The organism is Bacillus sp. ISL-7 (assembly GCF_018613065.1).
Genome location: NZ_JAGGQW010000087.1, coordinates 23,887 through 49,371, shown reverse-complemented (window position 1 = coordinate 49,371; position 25,485 = coordinate 23,887). Strand labels below are relative to the sequence as shown.

Here is a 25,485-nt window from a genome sequence, read left to right as displayed (position 1 = left end):
GCTAAGATTGAATGAATCTTGAAAGGAAATCATTTGTATACCACCTAAAATGTTTTATTACCACAATTATAAAATAAAAAGCAGTTGAAGAGTTAATAAAATCAACCTACAACTGCTATAAAACAAGGGACTTTTTCAGTGCCCTCGAGGACGGGGCTGGGGAGACCCCGCAGGCGCTAGCGCCGAGGAGGCTCCCCGGACCGCCCGCGGAAAGCGAAGTGCCTAGAGCGGAAATCAACAGGCCCATTAGCAGGTACAATGAATAATTAAATGCTGAGAATAAAAAATTGCCGAGAAAAATACCCTTTCTCGACAATCTGACTCCACCAGTGGATGGAGTTTTTTTATTTATTTATTCTTTTTCCCTTGATTAACAGCCTCAATATATGCTTTTCGAGAATTTTCAATATGAATCTTCGTCAAATACTCAGCCATTTCTATTTCTTGATTGATAATGGCTTCCATAATTCGTAAATGTTCTTCCATCGACTGCACCGGTCGGCCTGGATTTTTATAACCTGTCTTGGCAAATGCCCGAATATAATCTGACAACCCACTTAGTATTTCATATAGTTTCGAATTTTTTGCTGAACTGTATAATAGATGATTCAATTCACCATGTAAATTAGAGAAATCATTATCATTCTTATCCTTTAAGCAGACTTCTACTTTTTTACAGTACTCGACAAACTTACTTTTGGTTTCATCGTCTAATTTTTGAGCAGCTAATTTTGCTGCCAAAACCTCAAGTGAGGAAAGAATCGTAAATACTTCAATAATTTCCTTATCTGAAATATCTGCAACTATAACACCTTTTCTTGGAACGGTTTTTACAAACCCCTGCGATTCTAATCTAAACAACGCTTCACGGATGGGTGTTCGGCTGATATTCAATCGCTCTGCCAGTTCCCGTTCCACCAACCGATCACCCGTTTTAAATTCACCTTCTAAAATGAGATCTTTAATGTGAATAAAGACCCTTTCGCGTAAAGACAATAGATCTTCCTCTGCCCAATTATTCCCCACGGTTTCTCCTTCTTTCTAGGTATACATTGTACCAATTATAACTTACTCTAATTGTAAACATCAAATACTATGGTTGAATTTACCAAGGGAGTGGGAAATAATTTTAAATTTTTCATCTTTGGATAGTTTCAATAGGTCTTTTGCAAGTTGAGGGTTCCCCTAAGACTGCTTGCGTAATAATCTTTGCCATAACTTCGGCCAACTTCACGACAGTGAATAATCTCGTATTATTTAAGGATTGCGCAGGTGCTAATGAATCTAGGTAATTAACCACAGCTTTCATATGGTATTCACCTACACTAGGTAAAGATTTATTAACCGCCATGCCTGGTACTAAAGAACCTTCTTTTAAAAAAATAAACCCAATTTGTCGTTCATCCCCCAAACAAGCATCAATACCCAAGATAAATGGTTGATTATATTTTTGATAAATGTCCTTGAGAATTTTCTTTATATTTAAGGCATGAACTGGTTTTTCTAAGGTTCCATAAACCGGAAAAGGAATGTCTGCTTCTGTTAACATCGTCCCGACAATTGGGCCTAGTGAGTCTCCTGTGGAACGGTCTGAACCCACACACAAAATTATGACTTCCCTCGAGGTGCTACTAAGGACTTCTTTGAGTTTAGTGACAATATCAATTAGCTCGTTTCCCTCTGTAGTCTCTTTAACGGAAACATAGCATGACCTTTCTGCCTTCTCAGTCGTCTTTTTCTTGCCGTCAAAAGGCCACATAAACATCAACCCTCTTCTCAAGTTGTAGTTTATACACGTTTTCTTTTATTTTATGATACCTAGTGTAAAACCTGCCATAATCCTGCAAATAAAAATCACATAAAAGAACTCTAGAGTTCACCATTTTGTAACAAAACAGTGCCTGACCCCCACTATTGTACAACTTTATTGCAGTGGGAGTCAGGCACTTTATATACTTTCAATTAAGTTAATTCGATTATAAAGTTCTTTATTTATTGGAGTTGAGATCCCATATTTATCTGCCATTTTTAGGACAGTTCCGGAGAACAGCTCCACCTCACTTGGACGTCTGGCCTCGACATCTTGAGCCATGGATGGTTTACCATCTGGACTTAAGGTTGCTAATACACGTAACCAATAGGCTAAATCTGCTTCGGTTAAGTGGATGCCTGCTCTTTCAGATAACGTGATTACCTCTCTCATCGCCGCAATCATCATCTCTCTTGCTTCTCCTTCTCGTTGAATCTCACCATAGTTGCTCTGAAAGACAGCTACGGTTTGATTGACTCCCACATTTAACATAAACTTCCCCCATTGTCTCTTAACCATATTGGTATCGACCTCATAGGGAACTGCCATTTTTTCAAAAAAAGCCGCGACACTGTTAACATTTTCGGAAATGAACCCTGGTTCTTGTTCACCAAAGCAAAGCATTCCCATATGGTCGTATGTGAGTTGATTCCCCACTTTAACGGCATCCATTCCTTGGGCAACACAATATAAAATTTTCTCATGCCCATATGCCTGGCCTATTACAGCCTCACTGGAAATCCCATTTAAAGCCGATAAAATGATCGTCTGGTCACCAATGTGATTCTTTACTGCTTGAATCGCATCCTTTAAACCATTATATTTCACCGTGAAAATGAGCAAATCAGCTGGCTCGCATCTTTCATCAGGTGTCAGATAAGTGAAATCACAGCGTTCTCCGTTACAATAGACGTGTTCATTTTTATATTTGGTTATTCGGTCCCGGTCAGCAATAATTCGTAAATCTGCTTTTGGCATTTTCCTTGATAAATGATGTCCAAAAAGTATTCCTAATGCACCTAAACCAATGATCGATACCTTTTTTATCTCCATCACGCATTTCATTCCTTCCATATTGAAAAAGTGCTTTTTGCGAATTTTGTATTTTGATTTTGCAACTAAATAGTATGTAAACAGGCTTTCACAAATCTATTTTACAACTTGTATTTTATTAATGAAATTAAAAAACTCTGTTGAAATAGATTCCCAACAGAGTTTTTAACCAGCAAAATCTATTACTTATATTCCGCCCCCATCATCATGGATGGTACTGTTTTCCTTGCGAATGGTCGCTGAAAGGCTGATCACACCCACGGTTGCGATCAATGTACTTACAATGATAATAATATTATAAATATTAATCTTAACTAAGAGATTAATCAGGATATAAGAAATAACAAGCGAAGCTAAAGGTGAGATTAGCCAGACTTTTAGAATCCTTTGAATGACTGATTTTTGCCAAATACCAAACCCCTTTTGTGAGGCACCCACACCTAATATTCCACAAGTCGTTACTTGGGTGAGAGGAATTGGCAACCCAAACAGTGATGCGACAATAACGAGGGTTCCTCCTGTAAAGGAAACCGCACTCCCTTCTAGCAAGGAAAGTCTGGTGATTTTCTTCCCATTCGTTTCAAGCACCTTGCTCCCTAGTAAAATAGCTCCGATTGAAACGAATAAAGCGCCGATCCAGATTCCTTTACTCGTTGAAATCATTCCAGCCCCTACTAGCGGGCCAACGGCATTTGCTACATTATTCATCCCAGCTGAAAAGGCCTCTAAACAGCCCCCTATGACTAAAAATATCGCCAGCCATTTTTTCCATTTTCCATTCTTAGTTAAACCGACCCAACGCTTTTCAGCAGCGGATATCAACTTTCCAAGTCCAAAGGTAATGAGAAATGAAACGATTGGAACTAACACCCAGAAGAAAACAATCACCAAAAGATTATTTATATATAAACTTTTAAAAGCGATCCCAGCACCTACAATCGATCCAACGGTAACCTCACTTGTCGATAAAGGGATCCCTAACAGATTTGCAATAAACAATGTCAACGTAGCTCCTGCAAGGATAAGGACGACTAATTTAATCGTTAGGAGATTGGAAGGAATAATTCCCTCGCCAATGGTTTTCACAACCTCCCCACCACCAAGTACAGCACCTAGAAAAGCTGCTAACCCAACCAAAATCATGGCCAAGCGCTTACTCTTAATGGCATCTGCACCATAGGCCGATCCCATTGATGCCGCCGTCCCACTTGCTCCAATATTCATCGCAAAGAAAAAAGCAATAATAAAAGCAATAGACGTCCAAACCATGTATAATCTCTCCTTATGTACCCTATCTATTAAACTGGTAGACACGCAACCAATTTTAAAACTTCTAATTCATACTATTCAGGTAGGAATAATTTAGTATTTTGTTTATTATACATTTTCAAACCACATTAATCAATCAATAATTTCAGATGTCTTCAAATTTTCAAAAAATAACTTTTTACTATTTTTAAAAGCCATTTTTTGAAAATTAAAAAAAGAGTCCGAAGACTCTTTTTTTTGTAGTAATTTGGATTCATATATCCACTAATGTGATGCTGTCTTAGTTGAACTCTTTAATGAAAATCCCTCGTACCCTTTAGCAGCGATTTCGGTACACTTTTGGCGATAGGCGCCGACTCCGCCTACATAAATCAGGAAGCCACGCGGCTTGCCTGGGATATTCGCCCCTGTGTACCATGAGTCAGTTTTAGTATAAAGCGTGGATTCGGCTACTTCTCTGCAATGGGTACTCCAAGCTTCTTCCGCCTCAATAGTCGCCTCAATTGTTTCTACACCATTCTTATTCATATACTCAATACAATCCGCAATCCATTCCACATGCTGTTCAATGGAGACAGGCATATTACTCAGCACCGAAGGACTTTCAGGACCAGTAATCATAAACATGTTCGGAAAACCAACGTTTGTAATCCCTAGGTAGGTCCTCGTCTGTGCTCCCCCAGCCCATTTCTCTTTCAGTGACACCCCGTTTTTACCCCGAATATCAATCTTCAATAAAGGCCCAGTCATTCCGTCATATCCTGTGGCAAAAATAATCGCGTCCAGTTCATATTCCGCTTCCGTGGTCCGGATCCCTTTTAGAGTAATCTCCTCAATCGGTGCTTTCTTCACGTCTACCAAGGTTACGTTTTCACGGTTATACGTTTCGTAATAATTCGTGTCAATGATTGGCCGTTTGGTACCATAAAAATAACTTGGTAAAAGCTTTTCGGCCACCTCAGGGTCATCGACAATCTTACGGATCTTGGAGCGGATAAATTCGGCAGCCGTTTCGTTGGCTGCATCATTAATAAGCAGGTCATAATAGGCAGTAAAAATGCCTAATCCACCCTTCTCCCATGCCTCCTCGTATACACGCTCTCGCTCTTCAGGTGTAACCTCCAGCGCTGACTTAGTAGGTGTTACCATTGGCTGGCCCCCCTGGGATTCACGCATTTGTCGTTTTATCTCGCTGAAATTTTCTTTAGCCTGCCGGATATACTTCGGGTCGTACGCATGATTTCTCGCTGGGGCACAATACTGTGGAGTTCGTTGGAAAACGGTAAGGTGTTCGGCCTCTTGGGCGATGACTGGGATGGCTTGGACGCCAGTTGAACCAGTTCCAATAATGCCGACTCGCTTACCCTTGAAATCTACCTTTTCGTGCGGCCAATGTCCAGTATGATACCACTTGCCCTTGAAATTATCGATCCCGTTAAAGTTTGGTACATTGGCAGCAGAAAGGCAGCCTACTCCTGTGATGAAGTATTTCGCTGAAACACTACTTCCATCGTTTAAATGGATCATCCATCTATTACTCTCTTCGTTATAATGGGCAGCCAAAATACGAGTCTGAAACTGGATATCATGACGGAGATCAAACTTGGTTGCTACAAAATTTAGGTAACTTAGTATTTCCGGCTGCTCAGGATATCGAGAAGTCCAGGTCCATTCCTTATAGAGTTCTTCTGAAAAAGTGTAGTTATAATAAATGCTTTCCGAGTCACAGCGTGCTCCGGGATACCGGTTCCAATACCATGTACCGCCAACACCATCACCCGCCTCGAAAACACGGGTAGAGAAACCAGCCTCACGTAAGCGATGAAGTGTATACAATCCCGAAAACCCTGCCCCAATAACAACAACGTCGTAGTTGGCAACTTGATTTGACTGTTTAGTAGATTTCAATATTCCTACCTCCCGCATCTAATATTATCGTTAAACCCTGCCGACTTTTTGGTCAATTTCACTTAAAAACTTGGCAAATCTAGAAATTGATTCTTTAATTCGCTCTGGAAACACCGCCATATTCGTAAAATAACCATGTACTAAACCTGATTCGATAATCGTTTCAACCTTGACCCCTGCTTCTTTAAGACGCTCAGCATATGCTAAACCTTCATCCCTTAGGACATCATTTTCTGCGGTAATAACGTAGGCTGGCGGGAGATTGCTTAAATCCTCTGCCAATAATGGAGCAATATATTTATTTTTTGTATCCTCAACATTGTTAATATAATAATTCCCAAACCAAATCATTAAGTCTCTATCAAGACCAAATCCAGTTTGGAACTCTTGATATGACTTGGTGTCGTACCCGAGGGCAGTTACAGGATAAATAAGAACCTGGGCAGCGATGTCTGGACCATTTTGTTCTCTGGCGATTAACGATACGACGGCTGAAAGATTTCCACCTGCACTGTCACCGCCAACAACTAAATTGGAAGCGTTTCCATTTATTGCCACAGCATGTTCACTAACCCATTTTAATGCCGCATAGGAATCCTCTACAGGGATTGGAAATTTATATTCAGGTGCAAGCCTATAATCGACAGAAACGACTACTCTGCCAGTTCGATTAGCAATCATTCGGCAACTTGGGTCTGCTGTCTCAAGATCCCCAATTACCCATCCACCGCCATGGTAATAGACAAATAGAGGAAATGGTCCTTGACCTTCCGGTGTATAAATTCTCACCTTAATCTCGGCGTCATCGGAGACAGGAATCATTCTGTCCTCTATCTTCGCAAGCGGTGCCAGCTCTACCTCTACGGGAGGGGCTAATGCAAACATTTCTCTTACTGTCTGTGCATCTAATGACTGGATTAATGGCATCTGGCTGAACATTTCTAAATAAGCTTTTGCTTGCGGGTCTAAATTGGCCAAAAAACATCTTCCTTTCCTAATTGGGAATTTTTCAACTTTTAAAGAAAAGATTTTCCTAAAAGTGTATCTTAAGGATATAATTTTTTGTATAATTTGAATATTCCCAATTTTAGACGTGCTATATCCCTATAAAGGAGATGATAATATGACATCTCAGTATACCTTACAGCATCGAATTCACGATTTAGAGGAAGCCACATGCCACGAAGAAAGATTATATAAAATTCTCGAAGTATACATGGACCTTTATCCTGTCATGAATGCCTATTTATTTAGATTTTCTCCGTTAGGGTTTCTTGGTGAAGGAATCATCTCATTGTCATCTGCTGATATGGTCCATATAGGGGATATTCGGGATGATATCCGTTCCCTGCCAATCATATACTCATCCATTAATGAGAAGAAAGCAAAGTATTGTTCTGGTATTGAGTATCTAAAGCAAACAAGTAGTAAATACATAACTTCTTCTGGTGTAAATTCGATCGTTGTTGTACCTATATGTTTCAGGTCTGTCATTATTGGATATATTTGCACAACGGAGTTCGCGAAAGAATCTGTGATAGATGATAAACTTCTTTCTTTATTAACCCTTTATGGCAAAGAAGTCGGAAAGTTTCTCGAAAAATTCGATAGTGTGGAAGACCCGCAAGTATTAAGTAAGCGGGAACTAGAAGTTATGAGGAGAATTGGCTGGGGAGAAAGCACAAAGGAAATGGCCGATTCGATGGAAATCAGCGAATTAACGGTAAAACAATATGTGAAAACGGCAATTAAAAAGCTTGGCGTTCAAAATCGTTCCCATGCAATTGGAGAGCTTTTCCGGAGAGGAATACTTTCGTAGTTTTTTGAGAGCGCTTTATTTCTCGAAGTAACTTAGATTAGATTAACTGGAGTATCAGCACCCAAGTGGGTGCTCTTTTTATTACTCATCAAGTGCCATGGCTACTTCATAGCAACTCAGGTCAATCTCTGTTTGTTTTCCTAAAACAAGTTTTGCTAGTTCCACACCGAGATACGGTCCACTCGTTAATCCTGAAGCCCCTAATCCATTAGCTAAATAGATTCCTTCATAATCAGGTAAAGCCCCAATCACAGGTAAAAAGCCCGGGGTGAACGGTCGAAAACCGACTCTCGTTTCAAGATACGTACCAGCAGCTAATCCAGGTGCTACTTCTAGGGCTTTGCCTAATATTTCATGGATTCCTCCTGCCGTTACACGATTGTCAAATCCAGCCTCATTTTCATGAGTCGAGCCGATGACGACCCGGCCATTATCAAAGGTAAGAATGTAATGGTTTTGGGGTGGAATAACAACCGGCCATTGGCTCGTATCTGTTTCAGGCAACTCAAGGTGGATGATTTGTGCCTTTTGTGGTTTGACTAAAAAATGAACTCCTAATGGCTGTAAAAGCTCCTTAGACCATGCACCTGCCGTAACAATGACCTGATCCGCTAAAAATGTTGAATCATCAAGTATAATGCCAACCACTTTGTTTCCCTGCATTGCTAGGGAGGCATTCCCGTTAATGAAAGTAACTCCATGCTTGATTGAAGCGCGGATTAATGACTCACGTAATGCTCTTCCATTTACCCGTGCTCCCCCACTAACATGAACAGACCCATACTCCTCAGATAACGGCGGGAAAAGCCGCTTTGTTTCAGCAGGTGAAAGAATGGTTATCTCCCCAATTTCGGGTGCATCGTCCCTTCGTTTCAGTGCTCGTTCAGCCATTTGTTCGAGTTTACTCATTTCTCTATGAAGACTAATTGCCCCTACCCGTTGATAGCCAGTTTCTTTCTCTCCATCTGCTTCCAATTGAGCAATTAATTCTGGATAGTAACGAGCTCCTCCCTTTGCTAACTGATACCATGCTTTGTTTCGCCGCTGTGAAAGCCAAGGACAAACAATCCCCGCTGCGGCATCAGTGGCCTGCCCGGGATCCATACGATCCACTAAAATCACCTCTGCCCCTAATTGGGCAAGGTGATACGCAGTTGACGCCCCGAGAATTCCTGCTCCAATCACCACGATTTTCTGCATAATACACCTTTTCCGCACTTTTTAAAAAAAGGACTTAATGATTTCTTGTTCATTGTTACATTCTGTACAAATGTATTCTATTTCTAAAGCATCTTCGCGTATCATGTGCTCTGTTTCTTTACCGCACTTTTCACAATAAAGATTTTTGGGGAATTCTATCATAATTACATCACTCGCTTTATTAAATAATGTTTAAAACCATAAATGTAATGTTCCCCATGATAGCGTATTTTAGCAAAAGGCGGAAGAATTTACTACTGATGGCATTAATAAATTTTAGCTTTCATTATTCACAAGGACCAAACTTATAATTAAATGGAACAAAATCGGTTAAATTATATACGAGCAATTTTTCATTGCTCAAAAAAACTTCGTCGGGAGTGATGTATCATGGCTAGAAACAAACTATTGGTTCCTGGAGCAGACAATGCTTTAGATCAAATGAAAGAAGAAATTGCCAACGAGTTTGGAGTTCAACTTGGTGCTGATACGACCGCAAGAGCAAATGGTTCAGTCGGAGGCGAAATGACGAAACGTCTTGTCGCTTATGCTGAACAAACCCTTCAAAATCATCAAAATCAATAACAAGTGATTTCAAAAACAGGCTGTCCCTAGTATTTTGGGGCAGCCTTTTTCCATTTTGCTATACAAACTTCTCTATTTGAAGTTTAAATAGAAGAAAAGGAAGAAAAGGAGACCATCATGACACAAAAAACAGCCATCGTTACAGGATCTTCAAGCGGCTTCGGTTTGTTAACCGTGATTGAACTTGCATTAAAAGGATTTACAGTGATTGCAACGATGAGAGATGTAAACAAAGCACAGCCCCTACTAGAACTTGCAAAAGAAAACCAGGTAGAAAATTTCATTCATGTCCTCCCGCTTGATGTTACCTCCACGGAATCCATTCTTCTTTTTCAAGGCAAATTGGAGAAATATCCCTCTATAGATGTGTTAGTCAACAATGCGGGATTTGCACTTGGAGGTTTTAGTGAAGAGCTCTCAATCGAGGATTATCGGCTTCAATTTGAAACCAACTTTTTCGGATTGATCGCCGTAACACAGTCAGTCCTTCCCTTAATGCGGGCAAAGAAACAAGGCAGGATTATTAACATGAGCAGTATCAGCGGGAGATTCGGTTTCCCAGGATTATCTGCATATGTCGCATCCAAGCACGCACTTGAGGGTTACAGCGAAAGCTTACGACTGGAACTTAAACCATTTGGGATTGATGTATCCTTAATTGAGCCTGGATCCTTTCAAACCAATATTTGGGCAAGCGTGGCTGGGATGGAGGTCAATGCCGAATCCCCGTACGCATCCTATATGGAGAGCCTATTATATGAAATTGAAGGTGGAAAAGCTGGCCATGGCAATCCAATCGAGGTAGCCAAACTGGCTGCACAAATTGCCTCGCAGCCGAAATCACCTGACCTCCGGTATCCAATCGGGGCTGGTGTAAAGAATATGCTTACCATTAAAAATTTCTTGCCGTGGAAGCTTTTAGAATCAATCATCTTAAAGAAACTAAAACCTTAATTATTAGCAGCATCGATGATAACAAGAGGATTTTTTCGAGATGCTTGTTTATCACGAATTCTCGTAAGTCTTTTCGTTTTTTCTTTTTCGTAAAAATAATGAACAAGGAAGTACGAGATGACACCAAGGACGATTCCAAAAATAGTCATTCCAATTAACACATGGACTCCGCCATGAAGAAGACTGACAACGCCTCGGAAATCCCCTTGCAATAATTGTTCAAACGAAAATGGTGTCTTATGACCGATTTGCCCGTTAAATGGATAGATGAGTTTACCAATTTTCTTGGCAAAAGGTAAAAGAAGAACAGGAAGAAAGGATAGTTTTCCAATGACATTTCCGATGATTGCTGCAGGCAATGAACCTTTAGCTATCCGGACCATCGGTAAAAACACAATATAAATAAGGGATGCAGACGATAGAACGACCATTTCTAAACCAAAGCCAATCGCAAATCCCAAGGAAACTTTTTTCGCTCCACCGGGAGAACGTAACAGTTTGATAAAATTCAACTTAAAAGCTCGTCCAATTCGTTGAAAGATATTATGTTTTTTAGGTTTTATGTTCATAGGAAAACTTCCTTTTTTCGACAGATTTTCATAAACAGCTTCCAAGTAATTCGAGGTTTCAACTCGATAGTACCATTACCATTATCATAACATTAAAATAGAATAATTAAGGTCTAAATTATGAATTGTAAGCGAATTCAAAATTTACCAAGGATAAATTTTCCTCTCATAATCGTTCGACATTTAAAATGAATGTTCTTATTATTCCTTACTTGATAAAAATAAGCCGTGAAAAGGTAAGAAAAAATCACCCTTCACGGCCGTTTAACAGAAGAGTCAATTCATGATCAGTGAATTGATCTTTAATGCCTGGTTTGCTTTGAAAATAAGCGAAGATATCTTCATTTGAATAATTTTTTGATAATCCCTTAATAATAGTTTTTAAATAGGCAGTGGAAGGCTTCTTCCACTCGACTTCATTAATATCCCATGGGGCTGTAAAGGTGTAAATGGGAAAACCATTTTCATCTCCCAAATACAGTATATTTCCATACCAGGAATCGCGGTGGAATACTTTTGAACCCTTCTGTTTGACCTCATGTAAATCAATTTCAAAATATAGTCCATTATTTTCTTGTTTGACGACATCTAGAAACTGTTCGCCCGTAATTAGATATTTCTTACTATAGGTTTGGTTTCCTTTGTCTTGGTTCAATCCGATAAAAGCTACTCCTTGAGATTCCCATCTAGCCGCTTCTTTGGCGAAGTAAAGGGGCAGGTCTATGGTGAAGGTTGACTCGTCTACTGGTAGGGAAGGATCTTTACATCCTATCTCAATTTGGGCTGATCCCTCAGGTTGACCGCCTTTTATATAACATAAGAATCTGTCAGCATTAATATTAGAGCCATAACTTGCATACCAGACATATTGTTGTTTTTCATTCATTATTTATCACCTATTTACATCCAATATTTTCTTCTAATTGTAACACTACCATAACCTTACGTCTGCTGCTTCTTTCTTTAGGCAATTCTACTTTTAGCGGGAGGTTAAAAAATCCTATCAGCGGTAACCATAGAAAACATAGGATAAAAATCACGGTTTTTTGGAGGATCAGATGAAAGTAACAGATGTAATCGTCCATTGTTTAGAAAACGAAGGTGTGGAATATGTGTTTGGGATCTTCGGCACGGAGACACTTGATCTTGCTGATTCATTATCAAAATCAACACAAATTCAATACGTAAATGTCAGGCACGAGCAAGGGGCTGCTTTTATGGCCGATGTATATGGTAGATTATCAAAAAAAGTCGGCGTTTCTTTATCGACGCTGGGTCCAGGAGCAACAAATTTATTGACTGGTATTGCCAGCGCTCAGCTCGATCATTCACCCGTGGTAGCATTAATTGGACAAGCTGGTGTGGAACGTCACCATAATGAATCACATCAATATATAGATATAGCTAAATTGTTTGAGCCAACAACAAAGTGGAGCACTCAAATCAAGGAATCCCAGACTGTCCCTGCAATTATTCGAAAAGCATTCAGAGTGGCAAAAATGGAGAAACCGGGTTCGGTCGCTATTACGATACCGGAGAACTTTTCCACTCAAATGATTCCTGGAAAGCCTTTTCCAGTAACATCTTTGCCTGAAAGTGTCCCAGTAAATGAGGCACTTGTAGCAGCAACCCAGCTTATTAAAAAACACCTAAAACCCTTTATTATCATTGGAAACGGAGTAATCAGGCAGGAGGCATACCCTGAGTTGCTGACCTTTATCAATACCATTCAATCTCCTGCTACCCACAGTTTTATGGCAAAAGGTGTGCTTCCGAAGGAACACCCGCTGAATTTCTTTACGTTTGGATTTAATGAAAACGATGAAGTTTTACCAGGCATGGAGGAAGCAGATTTACTGATTGTTATCGGCTTCGACTTTGTTGAAAAACTGCCGAAAGACTGGAATCAAAAGAAACTTCCGGTTCTACATATCGATACTTTACCTGCCGAAATAAATGAATATTACCCTGTCGGGGTTGAGCTGGTCGGGAACATTAAGATGACACTCCAAATGCTTAATCAATCAGAGCTCCCAATCAAATCCTGGGTACCTTCTGGGGAACTTAAAGAACAAATAAAGACTGCTTATCAAATCGACCAAGATCAGCCAGACTCCAGCACCCTGCCCTATACAATTGAGAATGTTCTCCATAGTATTGAAAGTCTTACTTCAGAGAACACAATTGTGATTTCTGATGTCGGTTCCCATAAGGTTTCAATCGCCCGTACCTACCAGCCCAAAATGCCAAACCAGTTAATCATTTCAAACGGTCTAGCTTCAATGGGAATTGCCATACCAGGTGCCATTGGAGCAAAACTAGCTTGTCCAGATGACGAGGTTATTTGTATTACTGGTGATGGAGGCGCGCTCATGAATTTTGCAGAATTAGAGACGGCCAAACGTCTAGGACTCTCATTCCTCATTATTGTTGTAAATGACTCAATGCTAAAACTTGAGGTTCAGCAAATGAACAAAATGTTTGGAGAAAACTACGGAGTCACCTTCCAGAACCCGGATTTTGTTAATTTAGCTGCTAGCTTCGGTATTAAAGGAATAAGAGCCAGCACCCTCGGTGAATTTGAAAACATCCTCAAAGAGGAGCTGCAGCCCCTAGAGGAAATCGTTGTAATCGAAGTTGCCATGCAAAATTGACCCCGAACCTGGAATATGGACTACTCCCATCTGAATAAGTGGATAGGAATGAAATGTACATTGCCAACTTTGGAATCTTTAAACCACCAGGAACAAATATAGGGGCTGCTCCTAACACAGGTGTTATATGAGAGTGTTACTAGGTTATAAACTTCTTAAACCTTTTTAAAAATGTTAACCCAATAACAACCCAAATCCAGTTATAAAAGCAAGAAAACAAAAAAATACTGCCTGTTGTTAGAATGGAAAAAGAACCAGAAACGGTTGGACCCAAGACTGGGAATTTGAAAACATATAAAAGGTTGATTATTCCAATCGTTAAAAAAGTAGCCCCAAAAGCAATGATGCTTATTCTTTTCTTGAGAAAATAGAAAGCAATTCCTGTCCCCAGCCCTAATAAGCCAGTTGTAAAGGGGAAGATAATTAATTCACTAGGTTGAAGGATTAAAAGCAATAGATTGGTAAGGAAATAGGACATTGCGCCAAGTGGAAGGGAGAGGATCGAACAGAATAGAATGGGAGCGGTCGCAAAAGGGCTGATAAAATAGCCCATTACAGGTAAAGAACCACCTGCTGCCTGGAGTACAGCTGCAATGCTAGCAAATAGTGCAGCTAGAACAAGGCGTTTTGTTTTAGAATTTTGTTTGAAGACTAATTGCGCTGAATGAATATCATCCGAAATTGATTTGAACAAATACATCGGTTCCACCTCGGTTTTTGCGTTTCTTTTCATACAATATATTATTATTTATTGGTGATGGAACCGATGCGTAATTAAAATTAGAAATTGAAACGATAACATATTAGTTTATTATTAACTTCCTAATAATCTCTTCTGTTACTTCTTCTGTTGAATGACTTCCTCCAAGGTCTGGTGTTAAGATGCCCTCATTGGTGACGTTTTCAATAGTATCTAGTAATAAAATCCCAAGTTCCTCTTCTCCAAAATGGTCTAACATCATTTTGGCCGTCCAAATTTGACCTAGCGGATTTGCGATGCCTTTCCCAATAATATCAGGTGCAGACCCATGAACCGGTTCAAACATCGAAGGATATTTTCCATTTACATTAATGTTGGCGGCTGGCGCAACCCCGATACTTCCCATAATTGCCGCCCCTAAATCGGTTAATATATCGCCAAAAAGATTACTTGCCACAATCACATCAAATTTATCGGGATGGGTAACAAAAAAGGCAGCCAAGGCATCAATGTGCTGCGAATCTGTATCAACATTTGGATAATCCTTTGATACGTCTTTAAAAACTTCATCCCAGAAAGGCATCGAATAGACAATTCCATTAGACTTTGTCGCGCTCGTTACATGCTTATTACGTTTTAATGCTAGTTCAAAAGCAAAACGCATCGCACGTTCCGTTGCTTTTCTCGAAAAAATACTATTTTGAATGGTGATTTCATCTTCGCCTTGATAGATTCTTCCGCCAACTGAACTGTATTCTCCTTCACTATTTTCCCTGACGACCATTAAATCAAAGTCCTTGGGGTTAATCAACGGCGATCTCACACCTTTAAGTACTTTCGCAGGTCTAATATTAATGACCTGTTCGAATTCTCGTCTTATTTTAATGAGAAGTCCCCAAAGTGAAACATGATCTGGAACGAGTTTGGCGTTACCCACGGCCCCAAGAAAAATAGCATCAAACTCTTTTAATCTTTCAAGTCCATCCGCGGCCATCATTGCTCCATTTTTCAAATAATATTCACAACCGTACGGAAAATGGGTGAATTCAAACTTAATGCCGCCATGGATATTTGCTAATGTATCCAACACTTTAATTGCCGCAGGTACAACTTCATTTCCAATTCCATCCCCAGGTATAGATGCAATTTTTAAATTCTTCATCTTTCCACCACCTTTAATTAGTATCGATTCAGTCGACAGATCGTATGAATATTTTTACATTACATGAATATCATAACACTTTTTTAAAATATAAAAATACACAGAAATATGAAATAAATTTTTGTTATAGTCACCTATTGCACACATCGCTCTTGGCCCTTCTTTTACTTTTACAGAAACTCAACCTTCCATTTGAAGCGACTTTTGCAGGCTGATAATTTCACTTTGAATGCTAGGAAATGTTTGGATGTTAGGTACAGTTTTTAAAGAAGGCGAACGTTTTCGAGCGGTGGCATTGGCCATCGTTTCACAAATATAAAGCAATTGCGAAAGTGTTTCATCTGATAGAATTGGACGTTCTTCGGTTTTTGAACAATTTTCTAGTAAATATCCTAAATGCTCGATCGAAAAAATTACCCGCCAGTAGTATTCCACTGCTTTTTGATTAACCGGAATCTCGCCTGCAGCTGTAGTATATAGCGTAATTAAATTAATAATATTCGTACGCATTTTTCTTAATTCTCTACTCTCCGAAGCAATAAAACCTTCTCCTTGATCTGAAAAGAGGATGATCAAAAATTGAGCCTGACTTCGGATGGTTTTTGTAATTAAATGTGGCAATCCACTAGAGGCTGACCATCTCCCTACTAACCATACACCGATGAGACCAATACTAATTCCGATCAACACATCAATTAATCTGGCCGAGGCAAAATAGGAAAAGCTAAAACTTCCCTGACTCGTGCTTTCTGCCATTAATAATGCATTCGGTGTAAAAAATAGGGCTGCCAATCCATAATTCTTTACAATAAAAAGTTCCGTAATAAACGTCAATAGTAAAACGAAAAAAGCAATAATGTAACCATCTGGGTGCATAGCAAGAATGAAACTAGCAATTAAAATACCAAGGATGGTACCCAATCCTCTTTGTATGGCACGATGATAGGTCGCAACAATGGTAGAGCCTGACAAAACAGCTACACAGGATAAAGGGACCCAATAGGACCGTACAAATGCAAACTGAAAGGCAATAATCGCAGCAATGGTCGTAATAACGCCGAATCGTATCGCCGTAATAAAAACAATCGAGTGTTTATCAAAGGCACCCCAAAAAATAGTCTTAAAGGAAGGTTTGGAAATTCGAATCGTTTGATTTATTTTAGATGTTGGTTCATTCATGATGGCATCCGCATCATAAACGATTGTAAATAATTGAGCCACCTTTTCATCCATCACTGAAGGCTGAAGAATTTTTTTTGAAAAATTTTCTCCCTTTTTCTTATGGTCCAGTGAATGAGCCATTTCCCGGATAGTTTGACCCATTTCTGGCGGGAAGTTGGAATGACTTTCTGAAAAATTTTCAAGGACATACAAAAATATTTGATTGGCATGATCGTTTAATACGTATAAACGATTAAAGAGATCCGTTGCTCGCCAAGGGATATACCCTGCTGCCAATGTTTCATCAGCTTCTTTCAAAACGGACATAACTCGGTGTCTCGAAACAGAAAATTTATTTGTACCAACGGAATCGAGAAACGCAGCCAATTCCAAATAAACTCTTTGGACGACCCCTGTTTCTGGGCCATGTGGATTGAAGAACCAGCCAAACATGGCAATCATCCACGATAGGGTTCCACCAAGAAAGACAAGAGCGGCGCGTAACGGGGCAAGCTCTGGTTGGATTGGCATCCCAGTAGTCATCGAAAAAACCAACACAAAAAAGATGGCGGAGGGTCCCGTTATTCGTAATGCACCAAAAATAAAAATAGCTGCTGCTCCAATGATCCCCATTAAAATGGCGATAGCAAGCGGATATGGAGCAGATAGTGTCCCTAATACTGAGACCAAACACATGCCAAGAATGACAAAAACTAGCTTTTTTGCCCGCTGAGCATAGGGGATATTAAATACATAAAGATAGGTAAAGCCCCCCATCCCAGCTAACAATCCATATTCTAAATTACCAAACAATAATCCAATAATAACAGGGAGTGCTGCAGCAATACCTGCACAAAATGCCTTTAGCCAGGGAAATGGCTTCTTATTCACTGCCATCGATTGCTTTATAATAGTTAGGAATGTAGATTTAGAGGCTCCTGCTTTGTGGCTTTCTTCCATCCTAATCGCTTCTTTCCAACATTAGTAAAGTTTCCTTGTGTTCCATATTACTCATTCCTTTCACTCCTTAAAAGGTAATGTATCAAAGGTATTTTTCCTTATGTTGACAGTTTCATTCATCAAAAAAAGCAACTACATCTGTAACCATGTAGTTGCTTGTGATTTTGGCACTATTAATTGTGGTGCTCGACTCTCCATTTGGCTTTGGCTTCAATACGGCGACGATGCAAAATCGGCTCAGTGTAGCCGTTTGGCTGATCATAGCCTTTAAATACTAAGTCGCACGCTGCTTGAAATGCAACAGATTGATCATAATCTATATCCATTGGACGATAAGCCGGGTCACCTTCATTTTGACGGTCCACTACTTTCGCCATCCGCTTTAATGTTTCTAGAACCTGTTCCTTCGTACAAATTCCATGGTGCAGCCAGTTTGCGATATGCTGGCTAGAAATCCTTAGCGTGGCACGGTCCTCCATCAAGCCCACATGATTAATATCTGGTACTTTCGAACAGCCAACGCCCATTTCTACCCAACGAACGACATAGCCAAGAATGCCCTGGGCATTGTTATCAAGCTCTTGCTGAATTTCCTCAGCGGACCAGTTGGTATTTTCGGCAGCAGGGATCGTTAAAATCTGATCTCTTAAATCCTGAATATCCCTCGACAACTCATCCTGCACCTTAGAAACATCTAACTGATGATAATGAAGGGCATGCAGGGTTGCAGCGGTTGGAGAAGGAACCCATGCAGTCGTCCCGCCCGCTTGCAGGTGGCCGATTTTTTGTTTGAGCATTTCAGCCATCAGGTCCGGCATCGCCCACATCCCTTTACCAATCTGGGCACGACCTTTCAGACCAGCGGCAAGTCCGACATACACATTTGACTTTTCATAGCTTTGAAGCCAAGTCGAAAACTTCATTTCGTTTTTGCGAATAACCGCTCCGATTTCCATAGACGTATGAATTTCATCACCAGTTCGGTCCAAGAATCCAGTATTAATAAATACGATTCGTTCTTTGACTTCACGAATACAATTCTTCAGATTCAAAGACGTCCGGCGCTCTTCGTCCATCACACCAATCTTTAGCGTATTCCGTTCAAGTCCAAGCATGTCCTCCACACGATTAAACGTTTCGTTGGCAAACGCCGCTTCTTCGGATCCATGCATTTTCGGCTTTACGATATAGATCGACCCCTTAGACGAGTTTTGATATTTTCCATTCGTCAAAAGAGAATGCTTGGCAATTAAACTGGTTAGTACCGTATCCATTAACCCTTCTGGTACCTCGTTCCCATCCTTATCAAGAATGGCATGACTCTTCATTAAATGGCCGACAATACGGACAAACATAAGCGCTCGCCCTTTTAAGGCGAATTCTTCACCTGATGGGGATGTATATTGTCGATCAGGCTGGAGAGATCGCGTGATCGTCTTTCCATTCTTAGTTAGAGCAGCTGTCAAGTCCCCCTTCATCAATCCGAGCCAATTTGAATAAACAAGCACCTTATCCTCAGCATCAACGGCGGCAACGGAATCTTCACAGTCCATAATCGTGGTTAATGCCGACTCTATGAAAATATCTTTAACGCCAGCTAGGTCTGTTTTACCAATGGGATGGCTGCGGTCGACTTGGATTTCAAAATAGAGACCATTATTTTCAAACAAAATGGAGGAAGGTTCTTCTGGATTCCCCTGATACCCTAATAGTTTGGATTCATCTGAAAGCCATTTGGTTGAGCCGTTGCGGAGTAAAACTGCTAATCTCCCATTCACAACCGAATATTTAACAGCTTCCTTATGGGAAAATTGTTTAAGTGGTATGGCTTGATCAAGAAACTCTCTTGCAAAAGCAATTACTTTTTCCCCTCTAACTGGATTGTAGCCAGCTATTCGCTGAGCCCCGCCGTCTTCACTTATTGCATCCGTCCCATATAATGCATCGTAAAGACTTCCCCACCGGGCGTTAGCTGCGTTTAAGGCATAGCGGGCATTATCAACAGGAACGACAAGCTGCGGTCCTGCTTTTAGGGCTACTTCCTCATCGACATTTTCAGTAGTAATTTGAAAGTCTGCTGCCTCAGACTCTAAATAGTCAATTTCCTTTAAAAATGATTTATAATTTTCAAAGTGGAAGGATTTATTTATTCGGTGCCAGGCATTGATTTGATGTTGAATGTCATCCCTTCGAGCTAATAGCTGATTATTTTTCGGTGTCAAATCAGCAATGAGTGTCTCGAAATCAGCCCAGAACTTTTCGCGGTCCAAGCCAGTTCCAGGCAAAGCGTCCTCGTTAATAAACTGATAAAGTACATCTGCTACTTGAAGATTACCTATTTTTACATAGTTTGACATCATTCAAATTCCCCCTTATGTAGCTTAAACTTTTACAACCACTTAGTAATCTGTGATTCTATTCAAAATGAACAAATAAGAATCTTTATTTACCTTTACCCCCTTTCTCCTCTCCGCCAAAAAATATGAAGCGCTTCCTTTATTATACAATAATTAAAACAAGAAAAAACCTTGTAGATACAAAGTTATCTTTTAATTCATTATCTGCAAAAAATGTGATTAATGGCAGCAACAATTACCGTCAGATGCTGCCAGAAGTCTATTTCACTTTAAAATCTTTAATTACTTAGCCGAAAGGATTTTGATTTCATTTTCAGCTTCAACCATTCTGCCAAATCGATATCCTTCAATCAGTACATGCCTCTCATGATCACTTAGTCGACGCTTCCATTTCGTTTCTAAAAAATAGATGACTTCGTTATAGAAGATTTCCTGGTATTCAAAAGGTTTATTCATAAAAAAGTCTCCTTCCTATCTTTATCGCCCTATGCTTAACAGTCTTGACAAATTGAGGAGAAATTAAAAATAAGAATTTTTATCCACCCATTTTAGCTATCAACTCAATAAGATAACATTAAGGACCAGCACTCTTCTGGAAACCTGTTTATTGTTAATACATTTAGGGTAAATTGAAATGCAGAAGAATTAGTTGGATAAAGGAGAAGAAAATGGAACAGAAAAATAAGATTACTAATCACAAGAATTTCCCTTCATACATAAGTCGAAATCTCTGGTCTGGCATTCTGTTTGGCATTGGACTGGTCGCTTTTATAGACGAAACTATTTTTCATCAATTACTGCATTGGCATCATTTCTACGATAGATCTACGACTGCGATTGGACTAGTCTCCGATGGATTTTTTCATGCGTTTAGCTGGTTTGCTACAGTTGGATCATTATTTATGGTTGCCGACCTTCGCCGCCGTAGTGGATGGCTGCTACCGAGGTGGTTGGGCAGTGTATTGCTTGGGGCTGGAGGATTCCAATTATATGATGGAACCATCCAACATAAACTGATGAGACTTCACCAAATACGCTATCAAGTAAATATCCTACCCTACGACATGGTGTGGTACACAACCTCTGTTCTGATGATTATTCTAGGCATCGTCCTCCTCGTTCGCATGAATAAGAGATATAAACCATCGGGAGTCTCCAAAGAAAATGCACATACATAATCACATCCAACATGGTTCTAAAATGGAAATCCATGAATTGGTTCCTCAACTGATTTTAACTCTGCCGTTTATTATGGCATTAGTGATCTATCTCTGCGCAGTCATTCTAACTAAGAAACGGAAAAAATCATGGCGGTTTTTCCGAATGGTCTTGTGGATCGGAGGATTGTCCTGTTCCTTAGCTGCTATTTCAGGACCTATGGCCGCTCGTTCCCATCAAGATTTCACGTCACATATGCTCGGCCATCTCCTGCTCGGGATGCTGGCACCGCTTCTTATGGTCCTGGCCGCCCCAATGACACTAATTCTGCGAACATTAAACGTAAAGCAAGCACGGCTCTTATCCCGTATTATAAAAAGCAACCCAATCAGATGCATCAGTAATCCTATTGTAGCCTCACTCCTAAATGTCAGCGGCCTTTGGGTCCTCTATACAACTAGCCTATATCAAACGATGCAACATAACGCACTACTTCACAGTGTAGTCCACCTGCATGTATTCCTTGCAGGCTATTTTTTCACAGCAGCCTTTATTTATACGGATCCCCACCCACACCGGACGAGTAATCTATTCCGTTCGAGCGTATTAATCATCGCCTTGGCATGCCACGGCATTCTTTCAAAATATATTTATGCTCATCCGCCAAGGGGAGTTCCCGTTGCCCAAGCCAAAACGGGCGCTTTGCTTATGTATTATGGTGGAGATGCCATTGACTTGATTCTGATTACTATCTTTTGTTATCAATGGTTCAAAGAAACACGACCGCGAACGACCCAAGTATATTTTGAACATAAAGAGTAAAAAAGACTGTCCCAAGTAATTTTTGGGGCAGCCTTTTAGGTAGTAGCAGTTAAGTAACCTGGTCGTCGCCTAAACTAGTTAAATAATAATTTATCAACTCTGGATATTCCTTGATTTCTTCTTTCCCCTTCTCAGTTATTACATAGATACCTCGTTTGATCCTTTCAAACCAACCATAATAGTTTTTAGTAAGGACCGAGGAAGTATTTTTTCCAGATCCCAATTGATTTAACATTTTCGGGGACAATGGACCCAAATTTTCTAGGTAACACGCAATTTGGATGCAATTTTCTTTATAAGCTGTCATAATCTTGGTTCGATTACTGCCGCCCACATTATAGTCCGCACTACGGCCGTTAATTTCCTTCATAATAGAATCTCGCTTGCGTTTGTTTTTGCGGCGAATAAATGGAGTGGGCTCGAATATAATTTCTGCCCTTCCCCGTTTTCCTGGGCTCGAAACAACAATCAATCCCAGCTCCAGCCTGCGAATTAAATGGCATTTTTCTGTCCACCGTTTAGAATTTAAACGATGCTTCGGTTTCGGTATCGCCACATAAACTTTATCCGTAATCCGCTGACGTTTGGCCGCCTGTAATAGTAAATCCACACTTAAGGTGAGTTTTAATTCAATGACAACTAACTCTTCATCTTTTACTGCAACAATATCGCAGTCCTTCACTTCCCCGTAAACCTCATACCCTTCACGTAAAAAATAGGTCTGAATGGGCTTATATAAATCTATCTCTTGCAGCTTTTTTGTTTCCGTCACGCGGTATCACCACCCAATGCAAACCTTTAGAATCATACTTACAAATGTAACCCATTTTTTCTTTTTGGAAAAGGATGTTTCACCGATGAAAGAACTTAATTCTTTATATGATTTGTAGAATTTATAACTGAATTTAAAAATTTTATTATTACTCACCTATGGATGGTCTATCTATTTTTGGGGAATATAGTATTTATTAACTTCTAGGAGTGTACCTCATGATTGCCATCATTTATTCGGTTATTTGGATAATTGTTGCCTTTAAGTTCGCAGATCGAAATTGGAAGGCCTATTATCCTACGATGCTTTTTGCTTCCCTTGGAGAGGCATTATATGAACTCCTTTGTTATAAATATCAACTTTGGCAAATGGAACCAAATGGGGTACAGTTTGCTATGATTCCGATTTTGTTATTAACTTTGATTGGAATGCCCCTCTCGACATGGGTTTACCTTTCCAAATATCCTTTTAGAAAAGGCGTCCTCTCTCAATCTCTTTACATTGCCTTTTTTACATGCGCCTATATTATTTTGGAATATGTAGCGGTGAAGGGGGGATCTATTACCTACCACCATCATTGGAATTTATTATGGTCCCTATTATTCGTAATTGTAATGTTCTTAATCATTCGAATCCATTTTAAAAGACCTATCCTCGCCCTTATCTTTTCAGCAATCTTTGCTATTTTTCTATGTTTAGGTTTTGATGTTTCCCTTGTCAAAATGAAGTAATTTTATAACGGCTTTCAGCACACTTCCGTCTGTCCTCTTTCAGACGGAAGTGTGCCGACTACACCAAATTCATTTCGATTCTTGTTTTTCCCAAAATTCATAGATCATTTCTTGAAAAATTTCATTTAAGCTTTTCTTTTTTTGTTTTTTTAACCACTCGACCTGGTCGATTGGCAAATTAAGTTTTAAACCAACATCCTCATTTGGCATTTCGACTTTTCTTATTTCTTCTATAGTAATGCCATCTTCTATATTCGGAAACCAAGAATCATTTTCGTTTACCCGATCGAAATCTTGATATTCTTTGATATCTTCTAGTGCACAGAATAAATTAAGTTGTGGCAAGCCTCCAGCCAGAATTTTTACATGCATAATGGAATTTATGATTCTCCCATCTTCAAATTCTATCTCAACAATTAGGTTTTCAACGGTTTTATATTTTTTTACAACAACCTCACTTACAATCAGATCCAATTCTAAGGTAAAGCCTGAGCTCGATTCAAAGATGTAAACCGCATTTCTAAATACATGAATACTCTCGCCATCGATTGTGACTGATTTTACAACTGCCATTAACCTTTCCTCCATACATTTGGTTCATCTATTAGTTCATAGAAACTACGCCTATTTTATTGCGGTAATATTGATTCTCACTCTTTAAATTTACCATATAAATGAAGTACAGTTGAATTTTTATTTCAATTTTTAATACTCAATAATTTTTATGCCAATGGGGAATATTAGAAGAGGCAATATATTGGAAAGAGGTGAACGAGTTAATGAATCAAGATCTTACAATTGATCCTAACCAAATGCCTAAATTCAATAGTCATGAGGAAGCAAGAGGTTGGTTTAAAGGGCAATTTGGCGACCGATTTTTACTAAGGATGACGGATATGAAAGATGGAAAAAGAGTGAATTTTTATCATCTCGTCAAAGACCCTGAGGTGTACAAGCCTTACATGGAGAGCTTTGCCAGCGTCGTTCAACATGAAATCACCAACATGGACGTCTTCAAAAGCTATACAACTATCGAAATTGATGACAATGGGAATGTTGAAATCAAGGATTAAATTTGGGGGTTGACCCAGGAGCGTTAAATCAATATAAGATAAGAAAACGAGACTGGCTGACTCAACAATGTTGTTTTTAGACAACATTGTTGAGTCAGCCTTCCAATATGGAGACTCTTGAAAAAACTATGCTTTCTTATTATTTTTGGCTTCAGCAAAAACAAATAAATCACGATAATATTTTTGCACTTTTATTATTGAGATATCATGAGCCCTTAGTAAGTCTAAGGTATTCCTATTTAAACAGCATCCATCACAGATTTTTTTCCAAGTTGGAGTTAGCCAGTCCTGGAGTGAAGCTAAAAAACGATTTTGCATCTTAACATGCTCAAATAAAAGAATTTTCCCTTCAGGCTTACATACTCGTTTCAACTCTAAAATGGCTTTTTCCGGATTTGGTATCGTACAAAATACAAGTGTTGCCACTACAGTATCAAAAGTATCCGCAGCAAAAGGCAACTTTTCTGCACTTGCCTGAACAATTTTAATTGGGACTAGTGATTGCTTATGTTTCGATAAGGACCGCTCAATCATATGTTGACTCGGTTCAATAGCAGTCACTTTTTCTGAGGATTCATATAAAGGAAAATTAATTCCTGTACCAGATCCTAATTCTAGGACACTTCCTGTTGCCTTAGAAAGAAGCTCTTTCCGAATCCTCTTAAAATTCTTTTTCTCCAACGGATTCATAAAAAAATCATACCAATTTGCAAATAAACGACTCAAAACTTTCAACTCCAAACAAGTAACCACAAAGGACTCAGATAT

The 25,485-nt window shown here is 39.5% G+C and carries 25 protein-coding genes; 8 read left to right on the top strand and 17 right to left on the bottom strand.

The genetic code is table 11. The features are described 5' to 3' along the window. Positions 1–348: 348 nt before the first annotated feature. From J7E66_RS29105 to J7E66_RS29080, 6 genes are all read right to left on the bottom strand, one after another. The gene (locus J7E66_RS29105; RefSeq protein WP_215006853.1) at positions 349–1,026 is read right to left on the bottom strand and encodes a GntR family transcriptional regulator; all 678 of its coding nucleotides are present in this window, start codon (positions 1,024–1,026) and stop codon (positions 349–351) included. A gap of 112 nt (positions 1,027–1,138) precedes the next feature. Continuing rightward, a complete protein-coding gene (gene yyaC, locus J7E66_RS29100; protein ID WP_215006851.1) occupies positions 1,139–1,759 on the bottom strand; it encodes a spore protease YyaC in 621 nt (206 codons plus the stop codon). A 189-nt stretch (positions 1,760–1,948) separates the two neighbouring features. Next, complete coding sequence (locus J7E66_RS29095) at positions 1,949–2,863, bottom strand: ketopantoate reductase family protein (RefSeq protein ID WP_215006866.1); 915 nt, start codon at positions 2,861–2,863, stop codon at positions 1,949–1,951. A 186-nt stretch (positions 2,864–3,049) separates the two neighbouring features. Next, on the bottom strand, positions 3,050–4,132 hold the full coding sequence (locus tag J7E66_RS29090; RefSeq protein ID WP_215006848.1) for a sulfate permease: 1,083 nt from the start codon (positions 4,130–4,132) through the stop codon (positions 3,050–3,052). 264 nt (positions 4,133–4,396) lie between these two features. Continuing rightward, positions 4,397–6,040, bottom strand: coding sequence for a flavin-containing monooxygenase (locus J7E66_RS29085; RefSeq protein ID WP_251033193.1), 1,644 nt, complete (start codon positions 6,038–6,040; stop codon positions 4,397–4,399). A 30-nt stretch (positions 6,041–6,070) separates the two neighbouring features. Continuing rightward, positions 6,071–7,018 (bottom strand): alpha/beta hydrolase, encoded by a 948-nt coding sequence (locus J7E66_RS29080; protein WP_251033192.1) that lies wholly within the window; start codon positions 7,016–7,018, stop codon positions 6,071–6,073. A 145-nt stretch (positions 7,019–7,163) separates the two neighbouring features. On the opposite strand from J7E66_RS29080, the gene J7E66_RS29075 reads away from it, so the two are divergent. After that, positions 7,164–7,859 (top strand): response regulator transcription factor, encoded by a 696-nt coding sequence (locus J7E66_RS29075; RefSeq protein WP_215006842.1) that lies wholly within the window; start codon positions 7,164–7,166, stop codon positions 7,857–7,859. A gap of 81 nt (positions 7,860–7,940) precedes the next feature. Here the strand turns inward: J7E66_RS29075 and J7E66_RS29070 are convergent, their stop codons facing one another. Continuing rightward, positions 7,941–9,059, bottom strand: a complete 1,119-nt coding sequence (locus tag J7E66_RS29070; RefSeq protein ID WP_215006838.1) for an NAD(P)/FAD-dependent oxidoreductase — start codon at positions 9,057–9,059, stop codon at positions 7,941–7,943. Between the two features lie 390 nt (positions 9,060–9,449). On the opposite strand from J7E66_RS29070, the gene J7E66_RS29065 reads away from it, so the two are divergent. Together J7E66_RS29065 and J7E66_RS29060 are read left to right on the top strand one after the other, a co-directional pair. Continuing rightward, entirely contained in the window at positions 9,450–9,644 is a 195-nt protein-coding gene (locus J7E66_RS29065; protein ID WP_088087953.1) for an alpha/beta-type small acid-soluble spore protein, read from the top strand. A 117-nt stretch (positions 9,645–9,761) separates the two neighbouring features. Beyond that, positions 9,762–10,598: an SDR family oxidoreductase gene (locus J7E66_RS29060; protein ID WP_215006835.1), complete on the top strand. Its 837-nt coding sequence runs from the start codon at positions 9,762–9,764 to the stop codon at positions 10,596–10,598. Here the strand turns inward: J7E66_RS29060 and J7E66_RS29055 are convergent. Next, on the bottom strand, positions 10,595–11,167 hold the full coding sequence (locus J7E66_RS29055; RefSeq protein ID WP_215006832.1) for a DUF2062 domain-containing protein: 573 nt from the start codon (positions 11,165–11,167) through the stop codon (positions 10,595–10,597). The genes J7E66_RS29060 and J7E66_RS29055 overlap by 4 nt on opposite strands. 247 nt (positions 11,168–11,414) lie before the next feature. Continuing rightward, a complete protein-coding gene (locus J7E66_RS29050) occupies positions 11,415–12,053 on the bottom strand; it encodes a hypothetical protein (RefSeq protein ID WP_215006829.1) in 639 nt (212 codons plus the stop codon). Between the two features lie 172 nt (positions 12,054–12,225). Between J7E66_RS29050 and J7E66_RS29045 the strand changes: the two genes are divergently transcribed. Further along, positions 12,226–13,821 (top strand): acetolactate synthase large subunit, encoded by a 1,596-nt coding sequence (locus tag J7E66_RS29045; protein WP_215006826.1) that lies wholly within the window; start codon positions 12,226–12,228, stop codon positions 13,819–13,821. 139 nt (positions 13,822–13,960) lie between these two features. Here the strand turns inward: J7E66_RS29045 and J7E66_RS29040 are convergent, their stop codons facing one another. From J7E66_RS29040 to J7E66_RS29020, 5 genes are all read right to left on the bottom strand, one after another. Continuing rightward, positions 13,961–14,521, bottom strand: coding sequence for a hypothetical protein (locus J7E66_RS29040; protein WP_215006823.1), 561 nt, complete (start codon positions 14,519–14,521; stop codon positions 13,961–13,963). A 103-nt stretch (positions 14,522–14,624) separates the two neighbouring features. Continuing rightward, positions 14,625–15,683: a tartrate dehydrogenase gene (locus J7E66_RS29035; protein WP_215006820.1), complete on the bottom strand. Its 1,059-nt coding sequence runs from the start codon at positions 15,681–15,683 to the stop codon at positions 14,625–14,627. A gap of 180 nt (positions 15,684–15,863) precedes the next feature. Beyond that, on the bottom strand, positions 15,864–17,804 hold the full coding sequence (locus tag J7E66_RS29030; RefSeq protein ID WP_215006817.1) for an FUSC family protein: 1,941 nt from the start codon (positions 17,802–17,804) through the stop codon (positions 15,864–15,866). A 173-nt stretch (positions 17,805–17,977) separates the two neighbouring features. Further along, the gene (locus J7E66_RS29025) at positions 17,978–20,161 is read right to left on the bottom strand and encodes a malate synthase G (protein WP_215006860.1); all 2,184 of its coding nucleotides are present in this window, start codon (positions 20,159–20,161) and stop codon (positions 17,978–17,980) included. A 282-nt stretch (positions 20,162–20,443) separates the two neighbouring features. Then, entirely contained in the window at positions 20,444–20,617 is a 174-nt protein-coding gene (locus tag J7E66_RS29020; RefSeq protein WP_168244294.1) for a hypothetical protein, read from the bottom strand. Between the two features lie 212 nt (positions 20,618–20,829). Between J7E66_RS29020 and J7E66_RS29015 the strand changes: the two genes are divergently transcribed. Continuing rightward, positions 20,830–21,339 carry a DUF2243 domain-containing protein gene (locus J7E66_RS29015; protein ID WP_215006814.1) on the top strand — a complete coding sequence of 170 codons (510 nt, stop codon included), beginning with the start codon at positions 20,830–20,832 and terminating at the stop codon, positions 21,337–21,339. After that, entirely contained in the window at positions 21,326–22,141 is an 816-nt protein-coding gene (locus J7E66_RS29010) for a cytochrome c oxidase assembly protein (RefSeq protein WP_215006812.1), read from the top strand. Before J7E66_RS29015 ends, J7E66_RS29010 begins: the two co-directional genes overlap by 14 nt. A 49-nt stretch (positions 22,142–22,190) precedes the next feature. Here J7E66_RS29010 and J7E66_RS29005 read toward each other — a convergent pair whose 3' ends face one another. Next, positions 22,191–22,913 (bottom strand): DUF2161 domain-containing phosphodiesterase, encoded by a 723-nt coding sequence (locus J7E66_RS29005; protein WP_215006810.1) that lies wholly within the window; start codon positions 22,911–22,913, stop codon positions 22,191–22,193. A gap of 218 nt (positions 22,914–23,131) precedes the next feature. Here J7E66_RS29005 and J7E66_RS29000 point away from each other — a divergent pair, with 218 nt between their 5' ends. Further along, positions 23,132–23,644, top strand: a complete 513-nt coding sequence (locus tag J7E66_RS29000) for a CBO0543 family protein (protein WP_215006808.1) — start codon at positions 23,132–23,134, stop codon at positions 23,642–23,644. A 69-nt stretch (positions 23,645–23,713) separates the two neighbouring features. Here J7E66_RS29000 and J7E66_RS28995 read toward each other — a convergent pair whose 3' ends face one another. Next, a complete protein-coding gene (locus J7E66_RS28995; RefSeq protein WP_215006806.1) occupies positions 23,714–24,217 on the bottom strand; it encodes a hypothetical protein in 504 nt (167 codons plus the stop codon). 206 nt (positions 24,218–24,423) lie between these two features. Between J7E66_RS28995 and J7E66_RS28990 the strand changes: the two genes are divergently transcribed. Beyond that, a complete protein-coding gene (locus tag J7E66_RS28990) occupies positions 24,424–24,717 on the top strand; it encodes a hypothetical protein (RefSeq protein WP_168244300.1) in 294 nt (97 codons plus the stop codon). A gap of 126 nt (positions 24,718–24,843) precedes the next feature. Here J7E66_RS28990 and J7E66_RS28985 read toward each other — a convergent pair whose 3' ends face one another. After that, a complete protein-coding gene (locus tag J7E66_RS28985) occupies positions 24,844–25,443 on the bottom strand; it encodes a class I SAM-dependent methyltransferase (RefSeq protein ID WP_215006804.1) in 600 nt (199 codons plus the stop codon). Positions 25,444–25,485: the final 42 nt, after the last annotated feature.